At 62.1% G+C, this 14,053-nt stretch carries 17 protein-coding genes; 10 read left to right on the top strand and 7 right to left on the bottom strand.

Annotated features, from left to right (window positions below; translation table 11 throughout):
• From EEY80_RS08680 to EEY80_RS08670, 3 genes are all read left to right on the top strand, one after another.
• Complete coding sequence (locus EEY80_RS08680; protein WP_126976200.1) at positions 1 to 432, top strand: CopG family transcriptional regulator; 432 nt, start codon at positions 1 to 3, stop codon at positions 430 to 432.
• A gap of 347 nt (positions 433 to 779) precedes the next feature.
• On the top strand, positions 780 to 1,334 hold the full coding sequence (locus EEY80_RS08675) for a TetR/AcrR family transcriptional regulator (RefSeq protein ID WP_126976199.1): 555 nt from the start codon (positions 780 to 782) through the stop codon (positions 1,332 to 1,334).
• A 147-nt stretch (positions 1,335 to 1,481) separates the two neighbouring features.
• The gene (locus EEY80_RS08670) at positions 1,482 to 2,321 is read left to right on the top strand and encodes an alpha/beta fold hydrolase (RefSeq protein ID WP_126976198.1); all 840 of its coding nucleotides are present in this window, start codon (positions 1,482 to 1,484) and stop codon (positions 2,319 to 2,321) included.
• A gap of 154 nt (positions 2,322 to 2,475) precedes the next feature.
• On the opposite strand, the gene EEY80_RS08665 is transcribed toward EEY80_RS08670, so the two are convergent.
• Positions 2,476 to 3,153: an ArdC family protein gene (locus EEY80_RS08665; RefSeq protein ID WP_235829761.1), complete on the bottom strand. Its 678-nt coding sequence runs from the start codon at positions 3,151 to 3,153 to the stop codon at positions 2,476 to 2,478.
• 105 nt (positions 3,154 to 3,258) lie between these two features.
• Between EEY80_RS08665 and EEY80_RS08660 the strand changes: the two genes are divergently transcribed.
• Positions 3,259 to 4,358, top strand: a protein-coding gene (locus EEY80_RS08660) for an IS3 family transposase (RefSeq protein ID WP_235829760.1) whose coding sequence is annotated in 2 segments (ribosomal slippage) — positions 3,259 to 3,511 and positions 3,511 to 4,358 — 1,101 coding nt in all. Because the reading frame shifts where the segments join, the coding sequence is not laid out codon by codon here.
• 403 nt (positions 4,359 to 4,761) lie between these two features.
• Here the strand turns inward: EEY80_RS08660 and EEY80_RS08655 are convergent.
• Positions 4,762 to 5,472, bottom strand: a complete 711-nt coding sequence (locus tag EEY80_RS08655; RefSeq protein ID WP_164738202.1) for a winged helix-turn-helix transcriptional regulator — start codon at positions 5,470 to 5,472, stop codon at positions 4,762 to 4,764.
• A 65-nt stretch (positions 5,473 to 5,537) separates the two neighbouring features.
• Here EEY80_RS08655 and EEY80_RS08650 point away from each other — a divergent pair, with 65 nt between their 5' ends.
• On the top strand, positions 5,538 to 5,954 hold the full coding sequence (locus tag EEY80_RS08650; protein ID WP_126976195.1) for a DoxX family protein: 417 nt from the start codon (positions 5,538 to 5,540) through the stop codon (positions 5,952 to 5,954).
• Between the two features lie 63 nt (positions 5,955 to 6,017).
• On the opposite strand, the gene EEY80_RS08645 is transcribed toward EEY80_RS08650, so the two are convergent.
• The 5 genes from EEY80_RS08645 to EEY80_RS08630 form a co-directional block, all read right to left on the bottom strand.
• Positions 6,018 to 6,407, bottom strand: a complete 390-nt coding sequence (locus EEY80_RS08645) for a cupin domain-containing protein (protein WP_126976194.1) — start codon at positions 6,405 to 6,407, stop codon at positions 6,018 to 6,020.
• 6 nt (positions 6,408 to 6,413) lie between these two features.
• On the bottom strand, positions 6,414 to 6,629 hold the full coding sequence (locus tag EEY80_RS08640) for a DUF4287 domain-containing protein (protein WP_126976193.1): 216 nt from the start codon (positions 6,627 to 6,629) through the stop codon (positions 6,414 to 6,416).
• A gap of 230 nt (positions 6,630 to 6,859) precedes the next feature.
• Entirely contained in the window at positions 6,860 to 7,219 is a 360-nt protein-coding gene (locus tag EEY80_RS20755; protein ID WP_456236424.1) for a GFA family protein, read from the bottom strand.
• Between the two features lie 96 nt (positions 7,220 to 7,315).
• The gene (locus EEY80_RS08635) at positions 7,316 to 7,516 is read right to left on the bottom strand and encodes an HAD family hydrolase (RefSeq protein WP_164738201.1); all 201 of its coding nucleotides are present in this window, start codon (positions 7,514 to 7,516) and stop codon (positions 7,316 to 7,318) included.
• Positions 7,517 to 7,631: 115 nt separating this feature from the next.
• Positions 7,632 to 8,389 (bottom strand): IS5 family transposase gene (locus EEY80_RS08630; protein ID WP_126976191.1). Its coding sequence is split into 2 segments (ribosomal slippage): positions 7,632 to 8,065 and positions 8,065 to 8,389, totalling 759 coding nucleotides; the frame shifts between segments, so codons are not numbered across the junction.
• Between the two features lie 729 nt (positions 8,390 to 9,118).
• Here EEY80_RS08630 and trbB point away from each other — a divergent pair.
• The 5 genes from trbB to trbJ all read left to right on the top strand — a co-directional run bounded on the left by trbB (position 9,119) and on the right by trbJ (position 14,051).
• A complete protein-coding gene (gene trbB, locus EEY80_RS08625; protein ID WP_456236426.1) occupies positions 9,119 to 10,066 on the top strand; it encodes a P-type conjugative transfer ATPase TrbB in 948 nt (315 codons plus the stop codon).
• Entirely contained in the window at positions 10,063 to 10,395 is a 333-nt protein-coding gene (locus EEY80_RS08620) for a TrbC/VirB2 family protein (protein ID WP_009573785.1), read from the top strand. The genes trbB and EEY80_RS08620 overlap by 4 nt, the downstream gene beginning before the upstream one ends.
• 66 nt (positions 10,396 to 10,461) lie before the next feature.
• Positions 10,462 to 10,755, top strand: coding sequence for a VirB3 family type IV secretion system protein (locus EEY80_RS08615; protein ID WP_126976189.1), 294 nt, complete (start codon positions 10,462 to 10,464; stop codon positions 10,753 to 10,755).
• A 6-nt stretch (positions 10,756 to 10,761) separates the two neighbouring features.
• Positions 10,762 to 13,272, top strand: a complete 2,511-nt coding sequence (gene trbE, locus EEY80_RS08610) for a conjugal transfer protein TrbE (RefSeq protein WP_126976188.1) — start codon at positions 10,762 to 10,764, stop codon at positions 13,270 to 13,272.
• Positions 13,269 to 14,051 (top strand): P-type conjugative transfer protein TrbJ, encoded by a 783-nt coding sequence (gene trbJ, locus EEY80_RS08605; RefSeq protein WP_126976187.1) that lies wholly within the window; start codon positions 13,269 to 13,271, stop codon positions 14,049 to 14,051. The genes trbE and trbJ overlap by 4 nt, the downstream gene beginning before the upstream one ends.
• Positions 14,052 to 14,053 lie beyond the last annotated feature (2 nt).

The raw sequence follows: 14,053 nt of genomic DNA, 5'->3' as shown, positions 1-14,053 counted from the left end.
ATGACCTTGAGCCGCAAGAAGACGAAGATCTCGGTCTATCTCGATCCTGAGGTCATGCAGATGCTGGCGCAGTTTGCCGCCCGGCGCGACAGATCCCAATCGATGGTGGCCGAGGCTGCGATCGCATCCTTCCTCTCTCCGGATGACGCAGAACGGCGCGAAGCTGTTCTCGCGAGGCGCCTGGATCAGATCGACCGGCGGCTTACCCGGATGGAACGCGATGTCGGGATATCCGTCGAAAGCCTGGCTGTGTTCATCCGTTTCTGGCTCGCGACAATACCGGCTCTGCCGGAACCAGCAGCCAAGGCGGCGCGGGCAAAGGCTGGGGAGCGCTACGAGGCGTTTATCTCAGCACTCGGTCGGCGCCTCGCGCAGGGGCCGAAACTGCGGCAGGAGGTGTCGGAAGATGTGGATGAGGTCGCAGGCGGCTGAAAAGATGTCACCTGCCGCCGCCGCAGACGTGGGAACTGTAGCCGTGATCATCATGTCCGGGTTGCTCGCCCCTGAGCGGACCTCCGTGACCACCTCGAAATGCTGCTGCGTTCGCGACAACGGCCATTCGCGGCGGCTGCGAAGGTCCCGATGAGGCTAACGTGCGCTATGCGGGACGAAGCTGCCTTTAGCTCCAAGCAGTTGAATGTCCGCTTTTAGCTTGCTCGGACAAAGGGCTGCCTTGGTGCAACGTGGAGTCTTTCGTAAAACTCCGATAGCATCCTTTGAGCTTTTCGGCTTCGTAGTCGTAAGCCCACTTCGCCACTCAAAGCACTTCGAGAGACATCATGCCCCGCCCAAAGACTGTATCTGATGAAGAAGTTCTAGGCGCCGCTTTGGACGTCATGGCAAGCAATGGCATGATCTTCACGATGGCTGACATCGCAAGGCATGTGGGTCTCTCGCGCGCGACTTTGATCCAGAGGTTCGGTGATCGCGATGCAATCCTACGAAGGATTGCCCAGCAGGAGGTTGATGCCACCCGTTCATGGCTCGAAGAGCTTCCGATTGCCGAGGGTACTGACGCGCTCTGGAAATTTCTTGAACTGATCGTCCGCAGCATGGGAGAAGGAGAAGGTTTTTCTGCCCGTGTCCAGATCGCCGCCTTCGAGTCTCGCGACCCCGTTTTAAGAACGCTGGCTGACCAACGTTATGCCCTTGTCCAAAGGGCCATTGCCGCCCGACTTCCGGACACCGCAGAACGGCTTGAAACGGCAAAGCACCTTCATGCAATCATTGCAGGAGCCACCATGCAGTGGGTCGTGACTGATCGGTCCGAGGGCTTGTCCGACTTCGTCCTTCGCAGACTTCGGTGGGCGGTGGATAACATCGAAAAATCTTGACATCGCTCCAGCCGAACCAATACATAACTAACATGTAGGTTATATATTCAGGACGTCGATATGCATCGTCGAAACTTTCTTGGCGGGGCGGCTGCTACTTTGACACTGCCGCAGGCCAGCTTGGGGCAGATAAATGGGGATCAAGGCATGAAGGTCATCGAGGCAAATGACATCGAAATCGCCACGCAAGCCTTTGGTTCAGCTGACGACCCAGCTCTGATCCTAGTGATGGGCGCGACCGCTTCGATGCTGGGGTGGCCGGATCAACTTTGTGATGCCCTTGCGAACCACGGTTTCTACGTCATTCGGTTTGATCATCGCGACACAGGAGAATCGACAACTTTGCAGCCTGGTGAGGCGACATATTCGGTGGAGGACATGGCAGCAGATGTTATCGGCGTCATGGACGGCTACGGCCTGGGCAGCGCCCACATTATGGGCATGTCTTTGGGCGGCTATATCTCGCAGATCCTTGCCCTGACACATCCCGGTCGTGTCCGCACTCTGACACTCTTTGCTTCGGAACCTCTCGGCTGGGACGGACCAGCGCTGCCTCACATATCGCAGGAGTTTCTCGATCATTTCAGCAATCTGGCCACTCTGAATTGGTCGAGCGAGACGGAGACGACGGAATTCCTGCTGACCAGCGAGCGACTGAGCGCCGGTTCTGGTCAGGACTTTGACGAAACCTACATGCGCAGACGGATCGGACAGATTCTTGCGCGCACTTCCAGTCCTGCCAGCATGTTCAATCATTCGACGCTTGGCACAAGAGAAGACTGGACCGGCCGCTTTCGCGACATTGCCGTTCCGGTTCTGATCCTCCACGGTGCGGATGACCCAATCTTACCGGTTGAAAACGGAGAAGCCCTGGCTGCTGGTATCTCGGGGTCAGAGTTGATCATACTGGATGGCGTCGGGCATGAACTTCCTCTGCTCATAGTTGAAACAATTGCTGACCTTGTTGCGAGTGGTATCCGACAATAAGGCGTTCTTCGATATTCTTTCGGACCTTTAGCAAGCAGCCATTCGCTGAATAGCGGAAAAAGGTCATCTTGGGCTCAAAGCCCGAATTCGCCGCGTTCGGTTCGAACGGCTGCTGTTTGCCGCCAAAGTGTTATGCCGACACGCCGCGCCGATCCTACCGCAACGTAACAAGTGCTGCATGTCGGCGCGGCATAATCCAAACCTCGGCATTATGGGTCAGCTCATGCGCCAAGGTCCCGTAGTATCCAACCGCCCGATGAAAGGTACCAATCGGCGGCATGTGGATGCGGTCGGTCCTGATGTTGTAGTAGGCGCGCGGCTCCTCGGTCACGTCAATCTGCGCACCGGTCGCGGCAAAGAACGCCTCCAGCTCAGGGTCTGCCGTGGTTCCAAGATCACGGGGCGGATCGGGCAGGATGTAGAACTCGACGGGCAGGCCCTCGATCTGGTCTGAATTGAACACCCTGTAGGCCTTCGCGTAGGGGACTTGCCGTTCCTCGCCGTTCTCGTCCTCGCGCTCGACGGTCCCGTACTTCACCACGGTGGCGGATTTCTCGCCCTTGCGGACATGCCCCCCGAGCTGCTTTGCCTGATTGAACGTCATCCACCGGGCCGAACTGTAGTCCTTGCTCATCGCTGTGGCCCAGAGCACAAGGATGTTGATTCCTCGATAGGCTTCGCCGTTGAACCGCTCCGGCAGGCTGGCCGAGCCTCCGCCGCCGGTCCACGGTTTGCGCCAGGGCGGCGTTCCCGCCTCGATCTGCGCGACGATCTGGTTGGTGACATAGGTGTAGACGTCAAACTTCGCTGCGGCCCGGCGGGGCCGTGACACCCGGGTGGAGGGCGTGAATTTGGGAGGGAACCGCGCGTCTGCTGACCTGAGACCCGCTTCTTCCTCCAGTTTTGGGTAGAGTCCGCTCCATCAAGGAGACGGACGATGAAGCGATCGAGGTTCACGGAAGAGCAGATCATCGCGATGCTGAAGGAGCAGGAGGCCGGGATGACGACGGCCGATGTCTGCCGCAAGCACGGGGTCAGCTCGGCGACGTTCTACAAGTTCAAAGCGCGCTATGGCGGGCTCGAGGTCTCGGACGCCCGGCGGCTGAAGGCGCTGGTGGACGAGAACGGCAAGCTGAAGAGGCTGCTCGCAGAGGCGATGCTCGACAACGCCATTCTCAAGGATGTCGCGGCAAAAAAATGGTAGCGCCCGGCGTTAGGCGGGAAGCGGTGGCCCACGTCGTCGCGACGCACGGGGTGAGCCAGCGCCGGGCGTGCCAGGTTCTGGCGGTGGACCGGTCGAGCGTGCGCTATCGGAGCCTGCGCCCGGACGATGTCGAAGCGCGAGCTGCGATGAAGGCCGTGGCGGGCGAGCGACGCCGGTTCGGCTACCGACGCATCCACATCATGCTGGCACGGCAGGGGATCGTGATGAACCTCAAGAAACTTAGGCGGCTTTACCGAGAGGAGCGGCTCCAGGTTCGGCGGCGGGGTGGTCGCAAGCGGGCGCTCGGGACGCGGAGGCCAATGCTGGTGCCAGATGCGGTCAACCGGCGTTGGAGCCTCGACTTCGTCAGCGACGCGTTCACCGACGGGCGTCGGTTCCGGGTTCTGGCGGTGGTCGACGACTTCAGCCGGGAATGCCTGGCTCTGGTCGCGGACACCTCCTTGTCCGGGCACCGCGTCGCCCGCGAACTCGACGCGGTGATCGCCCGCAGAGGCCGGCCACAGATGATCGTCTCGGATAATGGGACGGAACTGACCTCGATGGCGATCCTGACTTGGTGCCAGAGAACCAATGTCGCCTGGCATTACATCGCACCCGGCAAGCCCATGCAGAACGCCTTCGTCGAAAGCTTCATCGGCCGCTTTAGAGACGAGCTGCTCAACGAGGCGCTGTTCTCGAGCCTGCAGGACGCCCGCGAACAAATCCGGGCCTGGCGGGACGACTACAACCACCACCGCCCACATTCCGGCCTCGGGAACATCCCGCCGGCCGAGTTTGCAGAGAAGAACAGGCTGGAAATGCGTGCCGCATAGCCCCAGAAATCAACCTGCGGACTCTCCGGAAATTCGGAGGAGAGTCGGGTCTCAGGTCACTGCGCGTGGGAGGAACCGGAATTCTCGACCGGAACCGACGCCGAAGGCGGCGCTTGCCGGTTTTCCCGGACCTGCCGGGATGGCAGGCGGATCAAGAGGATTTCAAACCGTCAGGGTTGGGGTGAGCGGGCGTCAGCCCGTCGATCCACGGCCCTCTCTATGGGTCAAAGCGAGACCGGCGCACGGCCGGGATCACAGACATCTTGCCGAGACCATGCGGCGGCCCTGCAGGACAAGGCTGCCATTTACTGCTGAAGCACGAATGGCAGTTCTTGGTTCGGGGTGGCACAGTGTTTCGCACATTCCACCTGACAGCCTCGCCCCTTGATCTTCGTCCAATGCCTTACCCCAGCATCGGTTCGGGTGCGCGGAAAGTGCCCGCGAGTTCGGCCAGTTTGTCTAAATCTCCCTCCACAGCCAACGTGCCCGCAGCCAAGGCCGTAGAGCCTGGTTTACCGGCATAGAGAACGGCTAGGAGCGCGTTCTGGTCGCCAGAGACGACGCATTGCGGATCGGGGGTGCGCCCCGGCTCCACGCTGAGACAGCCACCCTCGACACGAATGGCAAAGTCGCCGTCAGGCAGGCGCAGATCGACCGCGACGCTCACTCCTGCCGCCTTATCTCGATCGAACATACTGCTTAACGAGAGCATCGCGGCCGCCGCGCTCAAAGGCTTGTCGAAGCGCAGTTGCGGTGACGCCGATGCCCAAGCACCCATCACCCGTAGTGGTTCACGAAAGGCTTTGCCCCAGGCTGTGAGGGCGTAGGCTTTTCCACGTGCCGGGCGGGGGAGGTCGACCTGCCGGACGATCCCGGCCTCTTCAAGCCCAGCCAGCCGTTGAGTCAGAACGTTGGAAGCGATGCCGGGAAGGCGCTCCCTCAGATCAGTAAAGCGCAGCGGGCCGAACATGAGCTCGCGAACGACCAACAGGGCCCAACGCTCTCCCACAAGGTCGAGCGCCTGCGCAAAGGCGCAGCCGTCGTCGTAGCTCCGCTTCCGGTCCATCGTGCCGAACTCCTCATTTAGTTTTAAAAAACAACTTATCACTTGCATATTAAAATCATAATGTGCAACCCTCAAGATCAAGCCGACTCGCAACCGACACACGGGAGACACCCATGACGACAGCATCCCTCGACATCACCCCCGGCGCTCACACGCGTGCCGCGACCGCGGGCTGGGCCCTTTCAGGCCTATTTGCCATCTTCATGCTGGGCGCTTCCGTGCTTCCCAAGCTTGCTGGCATGCCCGTTGCACAGGAAACCATGGAGGCTCTCGGCTGGCCCGACGCGCCGATCGTCCTGATGGGATTTATGGAACTTGCCTTCACGCTTCTGTTTCTCTGGCCACGTACAGCCCCGCTCGGCGCGGTGCTGATGATGGGCATCCTTGGCGGTGCAATGGCCACGCAGCTCCGCGCGGAGACTCCGCTATTCTCGCACGTGCTCTTTTCGGTCTATCTCGGCGCTGCGATGTGGGGCGGACTATGGCTTCGCGACCACCGCCTCCGCGCGCTGCTCCCTTGGCGGAGTTGAAAAGTCGCGACATGAGAGCGTGCGCTTAGGCTGCCAGGTGTGCCTCCACGTATTGTAAGACAGTCACTCGAGGTCCGTTTGTATCCAGCGAGGGGAATGGTGAATGTCGATTGTCTGGAGCCGTCCAGACCCGATGTTCTCGAACCGGTGCGGGATGCCAGCGGGGCCGAGCACGACCTCGCCCGCACCCGCATCGATCACCTCGTCTCCCACGAAAAAGCGCGCGCGGCCTGAGAGGACGATGAACGTCTCATCGTAAGGATGGACGTGAAGGCGCGGTCCTTCGCCCGGCGCTTCGTTGCCGTAGGCCAGAATTGTGATCCCCGAGCCGATCGTCTCACCTGCGAGCGAACCCCGCCAAGGCCCGGCCCCGGCGGGATCGAACGCAATCTCCTTGGCGGGAGGTCGTCCGTCGGGTGGCGCCGTCGCCGGATCGAAGTCCCTGCGCACCACCGTGGTTTACTCCTCGCCCCGTTCTTCCCGGATTGTGTCGGCAACGAGTGCGTTGGCGTGGCCATGTCCCATGCCGTGCTCCTGCTTGAGCCAGGCGACAAGCTCCATGTGTTTTTTTGTCGGTCGCGCCCGGATCAGCGCCTTCCAGTCCGAGATCGAGCGGCCGTACTTGGCCTCGATCGACGGGAAATAAGAGGCCGGACCCTTCACTTTCTCTGTCATGTTTTTTCGCCCCAAATCGTTATGATCACAATCGCCTATATACCTAGGAGGACTTAGGAATACCGATAACAGTGCCCGCAGGCAACTGTACGCGGACCTGACCGGCCAGACGATTTCTGTCAGCAAAAAGCAGCTTCGTCCCGCATGAAGGATGGCGCTCAGCACCCAAAGGACGCCCGCCTTCGCCCGTTTCCTCCGACGCAGGCAGCTTCTGTTCTCGCCACCGTTGGCTAGGGCTCAACGACCACAGGGACGGCTCCGATAACATCGGAATCAAAATTTCGCATATTCACACCCATGTGCGGCAAGTGGCCGTCCGGGTCGATCCAATGCGTAACCACGCCGCAGCGGACACATCGGTGGAACTCGATCATGCGTGAAGCACGCCGATAGGGTGTCGTATCTCCCGCCACGACCGCTGATCCATGAGGAAAATAGCCCCACAGGGCACCAAAGCGCGAGCAAAAGTCACAGGGACAAGCGTTCATATCCGCTGGCAGATCAGGTATCGTCACCGATACCTCGCCACAATCGCATCGGCCTTCCACGGCTGCCTTGTTTGACGGCTTTTCTTCAGCATTGATTGTCATGGCCTAATATTTCCAATGGTTCGCTTTCTCTTTCAAAATACGTTCTATCGCTTCGGCTCGGCGGCCCCTGGTGCGCTGCTTTGAACGATGACCAGATCAGGCCGGAAACATCGTCGCGACCAATTCGTCCACATGGACCGCTTTCATTCTGGCCGCCAGTGGCCCGTCCATAACGGCGCTCGGCGTATCCCCGACAAACAGTACCTTGCCCGGCGCGACCTGCAAGCCGTCCAGCATCGCCACGTAGATCGCAGGCTCCGGCTTGATCGCCCCGACCTTGCAGGACAGCACCTCCACGTCTGGGGTGTCGGGGTGTCGGGAAGCGCATTTCGCAGCGCCGTCACATAGTCGCTGGCGAGATTGGAACAGAGCGCCAGGCGCAGCTCCTCGCCGCGTAGCCTAGGGTCAGGATTCATAACCAATAGATGACGAGAGCCGTCAGGGCGATGGCCGAGAGGAATACCTTCGGAGATCGGTCATAGCGGGTCGCCACACGCCTCCAGTCTTTGAGCCTGCCGAACTTTATCTCGATCCGGCTACGGCGCTTGTAACGGCGTTTGTCATACTTGATGGGCGTCTTGCGTTGCTTCCGGCCCGGGATGCAGGCGCGTATCCCTTTGTCTTGCAACGCTTCTCGGAACCAATCGGCGTCATAGCCGCGATCCCCGAGCAGCCAGTCGACCTTGGGTAGGCTGCTCAGTAGCGCCCGCGCACCGATGTAGTCACTGACCTGCCCAGCGGTGACGAACAGGCTAAGCGGTCGCCCTTGGCTGTCGCAGATGGCATGCAGTTTGGTATTCATGCCGCCCTTGGTTCGGCCGATCAGGCGACCGCGCCCCCCTTTTTCGCGGCCATGCTGGTCGCGGTGCGGTGTGCTTTCAGGTAGGTCGCGTCGATCATCACGGTCTTTTTTTCTCCGTGTTCGGCAGCCAGCCCGACCATCATCTGGGCGAAGATGCCTTTTTCGCTCCAACGCTTCCACCGGCTGTAGAGCGTCTTATGTGGGCCATAGGCGGCCGGAGCATCGCGCCAACGCAAGCCATTGCGATTGATAAAGATAATCCCGCTCAGCACCCGTCTGTCATCGACCCGTGGCTTGCCGTGTGACTTTGGAAAGAAAGGGGAAAGCTTGGCAATCTGCTCGTCGGTCAGCCAGAAAAGATCGCTCACGTCGCCGCTCCATTTTCGGAGCCGTGAATCACTCGAGGCAACAGAAATCAATGCATCCTGACCCTAGTTGGCGATGATGGTCTTCCAGCCCCCCTTGGCATGTCCGAGCTGGCAGAAGGGCGGACCGCCGTTTCAGCGGCAACTTCCCTTCTGGTCGATGGCATAAGTGAAGAGGCGCAAACAACGACCCGGCAAGTTCTTGACCAAGTGCGTTGCAAAGCTGACGAGATGCTACAGCCGTGATCGTAGGCGGCCTCAGGCGCGAGGCGAGTTTAGCCTTCGCCTTTTGCCAGTTTGCCCCGACGTCCCGTCGGTCTGAAAGCCGTCATTCCCTAGTCTCGCAGCATCGGTCATTCCGGGCTCCGAGCGATCATGCGGCGATGCGGCAACGCCCCGGTTTTATCGTCCGGTGGAATGGCCGCTATCAACAAAACGTCCATCTCGGTTCGCAGGTGCGGAGAACGGCCGGTCTTCGCCCGAAACCGCCATGTTCTCATGACGGTGGCCGCGACGCCTTACTCCTAGAGTGGATCTGAGGATCATTCCGCCGATCACCTGTCTTTAAACGCCACGCTACTACACCCCTCGGAAACCTGTTGAGCCGTAGGCATTTACGGCATTCCTAATCGACCCCGATCCAGGGCGGCCTGTTGGAGGCGCCCGTAAAGGAACGGGGCCGGCATGGCGAAGACCGATCAGAGACCAGAGGTGATCCGGAGAGGCGCGCGAATGCTGCGCACCGCGCTCGGGCCGGCGATCAACGGGTTTCTGGACGACCCCATGACCGTCGAGGTGATGCTCAACCCCGATGGGCGGCTCTGGGTCGACCGACTTTCCGAGGGGCTGGCCGACAGCGGCAAGACGCTGAGTGCAGCCGACGGCGAGCGTATCGTTCGCCTCGTCGCCCACCATGTTGGCATCGAAGTTCATGGCTTGTCCCCTCGCGTTTCTGCGGAGCTTCCGGAAACGGGCGAGCGCTTCGAGGGGCTCCTGCCTCCCGTCGTCTCAGCCCCCGCGTTCGCCATCCGCAAACCTGCCGTCGCCGTCTTCACCCTCGACGATTACGTCAAGGCCGGAATCATGACTGGGATGCAAGCCGAGGCGCTGCGCCTGGCGGTCGCCACCCGCGCCAACATCCTCGTGGCTGGCGGCACCTCGACCGGCAAAACCACGCTGACCAATGCGCTACTTGCCGAGGTGGCCAAGACCTCCGATCGCGTCGTGATCATCGAAGACACCCGAGAACTGCAATGCGCCGCGCCGAACCTCGTGGCGATGCGCACCAGGGACGGTGTTGCCAGCCTGTCCGATCTGGTTCGCTCTTCGCTGCGTCTCCGCCCCGATCGTATTCCGATCGGTGAGGTGCGTGGCGCCGAGGCGCTGGACCTGCTCAAAGCCTGGGGCACCGGCCATCCCGGCGGCATCGGCACCATCCATGCCGGTACCGGGATCGGCGCGCTTCGTCGTCTCGAACAGCTCATCCAGGAAGCCGTCGTTACCGTGCCTCGCGCCATGATCGCGGAGACCATCGACCTCGTGGCCGTCCTGGGCGGTCGGGGGTCCGCGCGTCGTCTGGTCGAACTCGCCTGCGTCGAGGGTCTCGGACCGGAGGGCGACTACCGGATTTCACCTGTCATTTCAGAACCCACCACTCACGAACCAGGAGACCTCGAATGATCCGTCACGCCCTGCGCATTCGCCGCCACATCGCCACCGCGGCCACCGCCACCTATGTCAGCCTGTTCATCGCCCCGGCTGCTCATGCCTCCGGTTCTTCCATGCCCTGGGAAGCGCCGCTGCAATCCATCCTCGACTCCGTCGAGGGGCCGGTGGCCAAGATCGTGGCGGTGATCATCATCATCGTCACCGGTCTGACGCTGGCCTTCGGCGATACCGGCGGCGGGTTCCGGCGGCTGATCCAGATCGTCTTCGGGATTTCCATCGCCTTTGCGGCCTCGTCCTTCTTCCTGAGCTTCTTCAGCTTCGGTGGCGGAGCGCTGATTTGATGGTGACGACCGTTGGCCCGCAGGGACACGAAAGGCTCCGGGGGAGCGTTTCGAGGGAGGAATGCCATGAGCGGTAGCGAATGGCAAAGTTTCGAGGCCCTCGACGCGGTGCCGGGGTTCAGCGTGCCGGTTCATCGCGCGCTCACCGAGTCGATACTGCTCGGCGGCGCACCACGCTCGGTCGCCATTCTGAATGGCACGCTCGCCGGTGCGGTCGGCCTCGGGCTTCAGCTCTGGCTGGTCGGGATCCTGATCTGGGCCGTCGGCCACATCGCCGCCGTCTGGGCGGCCAGGCGCGATCCGCTCTTCGTCGAGGTCGCGCGCCGCCATCTGCGCATACCCGGTCATCTCTCGGTGTGAACCGCCATGATGAATCTTGCAGAATACCGCCGCACCGCCTCGCGCCTTGCCGACTACCTGCCCTGGGTGGCGCTGGTCGGGGAGGGCGTGGTCCTCAACAAAGACGGCTCGTTTCAGAGGACGGCGAAGTTTCGGGGGCCCGATCTCGACAGTGCCGTAGCCGCCGAACTGGTCGCGGTGGCAGGACGGCTGAACAACGCTTTCCGGCGCCTCGGTTCCGGGTGGGCGATCTTTGTGGAAGCACAGCGCTCTGAGGCCGCCACCTATCCCGCAAGCATCTTCCCCGATCCCGCCTCGGCGCTGGTCGATGCCGAGCGCAAGGCCGATTTCGAAGAGGAGGGGAGCCATTTCGTATCCGGCTACTTCCTGACCCTCCTCTGGCTTCCGCCCGCCGAGGACGCGGCGCGTTCGGAGTCCTGGCTCTACGAGGGCCGCGAGACCTCAGGTGTGAACCCCTGGGAACAGGTGCGCGGTTTCATCGACCGCACCGATCGCGTGCTGGCGCTGCTCGACGGCTTCATGCCGGACTGCCACTGGCTCGATGACGCCGCTACGCTGACCTACCTGCATTCGACGATTTCGACCAACCGTCACCGCGTGCGCGTGCCCGAGGTGCCGGTCTATCTCGACGCGCTCTTGCCCGACCAGCCGCTGGCCGGCGGGCTGGAGCCGCGTCTGGGTAATCATCACCTCCGCGTCCTGACGATCACCGGCTTTCCCGGCGTCACGACGCCGGGCCTGCTCGACGAGCTGAACCGGCTGGCCTTTCCCTATCGCTGGTCGACCCGGGCCATCCTCATGGACAAGCTGGATGCAACCAAGCTGCTAACCCGGATACGTCGTCAGTGGTTTGCCAAGCGTAAGTCCATCGCCGCGATCCTCAAGGAGGTGATGACCAACGAACAATCCGCGCTGGTCGATACCGATGCGGCGAACAAGGCCGCTGACGCAGACATGGCCTTGCAGGAACTTGGGGCTGATGTGGCCGGCATGGCCTATGTCACCGCGACGATCACGGTCTGGGATGAGGACGTTCGCCGCGCTGACGAGAAGCTGCGGCTGGTCGAGAAGATCGTCCAGTCCCGCGATTTCAACGTCATGGTTGAGACGGTCAACGCCGTCGATGCCTGGCTCGGAAGTCTGCCCGGGCATGCCTATGCTAATGTCCGCCAGCCACCGGTCAGCACATTGAACCTCGCCCATATGATCCCGCTCTCGGCGGTCTGGGCGGGCGAGGCGCGGGACGAGCTTTTCGGCGACGCTCCGTTGCTCTACGCCAGGACCGAAGGCTCCACCCCGTTCCGATTTTCTCTCCATGTCGGCGATGTTGGTCACACCCTCGTCGTCGGCCCGACTGGGGCGGGCAAGTCCGTGCTGCTCGCACTGATGGCGCTTCAGTTCCGCCGGTATCCGCGCAGCCAGATCTTCGCCTTCGACTTCGGCGGCTCGATCCGCGCCGCCACGCTCGCCATGGGCGGCGACTGGCATGACCTCGGCGGAGAGCTGACCGACACGGACGAGAACTCCGTCTCGCTACAGCCGCTGGCCCGCATTCACGAGGCGCCGGAGCGCGCCTGGGCGGCTGACTGGATCGTCGCCATCCTGACGCGCGAGAACATCCAGATCACCCCGGATGTGAAGGAACATATCTGGACGGCGCTGACCTCGCTGGCCTCGGCCCCTGTGGGCGAGCGGACCATGACCGGCCTGGCGGTCCTGCTGCAGTCCAACGATCTGAAGCAGGCACTCCGCGCATATTGCGTCGGGGGGCCCTATGGCCGGCTGCTTGATGCTGAGGCCGAACAGCTGGGATCATCGGATGTGCAGGCCTTCGAGATCGAGGGGCTGGTAGGAACCGGCGCGGCGCCCGCCGTCCTCTCTTACCTGTTCCACCGGATCGGTGATCGGCTCGACGGACGCCCCACTCTGCTCATCATCGACGAGGGCTGGCTCGCGCTCGATGACGATGCCTTCGCGGAGCAGCTCCGCGAATGGCTGAAGACGCTGAGGAAGAAGAATGCTTCGGTGATCTTCGCGACGCAGAGCCTCAGCGACATCGACGGCAGCGCCATCGCGCCTGCGATCATCGAAAGCTGCCCGACGCGGCTCCTGCTGCCGAACGAGCGGGCGATCGAGCCGCAGATCACCGCGATCTATCGTCGCTTCGGCCTCAATGACCGGCAGATCGAGATCCTCGCGCGAGCCACGCCCAAGCGCGACTACTATTGTCAGTCGCGGCGTGGCAACCGGCTGTTCGAACTGGGCCTCAGTGACGTTGCGCTCGCGCTGTGCGCGGCATCGTCCAAATCGGATCAGGCGCTGATAGCCGAGATCTGCGCCGGGCACGGCCAAGACGGCTTCCTCGCCGCCTGGCTGAAGGCGCATGGCCTCGATTGGGCCGTCGACCTGATCCCCGACCTCACCAATCTCGCCATCGACGCGGAGGTGGCCTTTCCGGCCTCCGTCGTCGTCGAGGACACCGAACCCGCCCTGAAAGAAGAGGAGATCACACCATGACTCGCAAGATCACGTTTCGGTTCGCCGGCACGTCGCTGCTCGCCCTCGCACTGGCGATGCCCATGGCCATGTCGCCCATCGCAGCGCCGCCCGCCCATGCGCTCTTCGGCATCGGCGGCGGCCCGTTTATCGTCTACGACCCGACCAACCATGCCGAAAATCTCCTGACCGCGGCGCGCGCTCTGGAGCAGATCAACAACCAGATCGCACAGCTCCAGAACGAAGCGCAGATGCTGATCAACCAGGCGCGCAATCTCGCCAACCTGCCGTATTCCGCGCTCCAGCAGATCCAGCAGAACGTCAGCCGCACACAGCAGCTCCTCGCGCAGGCGCAGAACATCGCCTTCGACGTTCAGAGCATCGACCAGTTGTTCCAGCAGGACTATAGCAACCTTTCCCTGACGGCGACCGACCAGCAACTGATCGCCGAGGCCCGGTCCCGTTGGGAGAACACCGTCGGTGGCCTGCAGGATGCGATGCGCGTGCAGGCCGGTGTCGTCGGCAATATCGATGCCAACCGCGCCGAGATGTCCGCGCTCGTGGGGCAGAGCCAGAACGCGGTCGGTGCTCTGCAGGCCACACAGGCGGGCAACCAGCTCCTCGCACTGCAATCGCAGCAGCTCTCGGATCTGATCGCGGTGATCTCGGCAAACGGCCGCGCCAACGCGCTGACCGAGGCCGAGCGCGCCACCGCTGCGGAACAGGGCCGCATCCAGCGCGAGCGCTTCCTGACGCCGGGCTCGGGCTACCAGCCCGGCAACGCGCAAATGTTCAACTGAGG

Origin of the sequence: Frigidibacter oleivorans, assembly GCF_003993775.1 — a bacterium.
Classification (GTDB): Bacteria; Pseudomonadota; Alphaproteobacteria; order Rhodobacterales; family Rhodobacteraceae; genus Frigidibacter; species Frigidibacter oleivorans.
This window is presented reverse-complemented; position numbering and strand designations above follow the sequence as displayed.

Bases quoted from the DNA above. Each gene is read 5' to 3' on its own strand.
- EEY80_RS08680 (WP_126976200.1), top strand. From the start codon at position 1: ATGACCTTGAGCCGCAAGAAGACGAAGATCTCGGTCTATCTCGATCCT.
- EEY80_RS08675 (WP_126976199.1), top strand. From the start codon at position 780: ATGCCCCGCCCAAAGACTGTATCTGATGAAGAAGTTCTAGGCGCCGCT.
- EEY80_RS08670 (WP_126976198.1), top strand. From the start codon at position 1,482: ATGAAGGTCATCGAGGCAAATGACATCGAAATCGCCACGCAAGCCTTT.
- EEY80_RS08655 (WP_164738202.1), bottom strand. From the start codon at position 5,472: ATGCAAGTGATAAGTTGTTTTTTAAAACTAAATGAGGAGTTCGGCACG.
- EEY80_RS08650 (WP_126976195.1), top strand. From the start codon at position 5,538: ATGACGACAGCATCCCTCGACATCACCCCCGGCGCTCACACGCGTGCC.
- EEY80_RS08640 (WP_126976193.1), bottom strand. From the start codon at position 6,629: ATGACAGAGAAAGTGAAGGGTCCGGCCTCTTATTTCCCGTCGATCGAG.
- EEY80_RS20755 (WP_456236424.1), bottom strand. From the start codon at position 7,219: ATGACAATCAATGCTGAAGAAAAGCCGTCAAACAAGGCAGCCGTGGAA.
- trbB (WP_456236426.1), top strand. From the start codon at position 9,119: ATGCTGCGCACCGCGCTCGGGCCGGCGATCAACGGGTTTCTGGACGAC.
- EEY80_RS08620 (WP_009573785.1), top strand. From the start codon at position 10,063: ATGATCCGTCACGCCCTGCGCATTCGCCGCCACATCGCCACCGCGGCC.
- EEY80_RS08615 (WP_126976189.1), top strand. From the start codon at position 10,462: ATGAGCGGTAGCGAATGGCAAAGTTTCGAGGCCCTCGACGCGGTGCCG.
- trbE (WP_126976188.1), top strand. From the start codon at position 10,762: ATGATGAATCTTGCAGAATACCGCCGCACCGCCTCGCGCCTTGCCGAC.
- trbJ (WP_126976187.1), top strand. From the start codon at position 13,269: ATGACTCGCAAGATCACGTTTCGGTTCGCCGGCACGTCGCTGCTCGCC.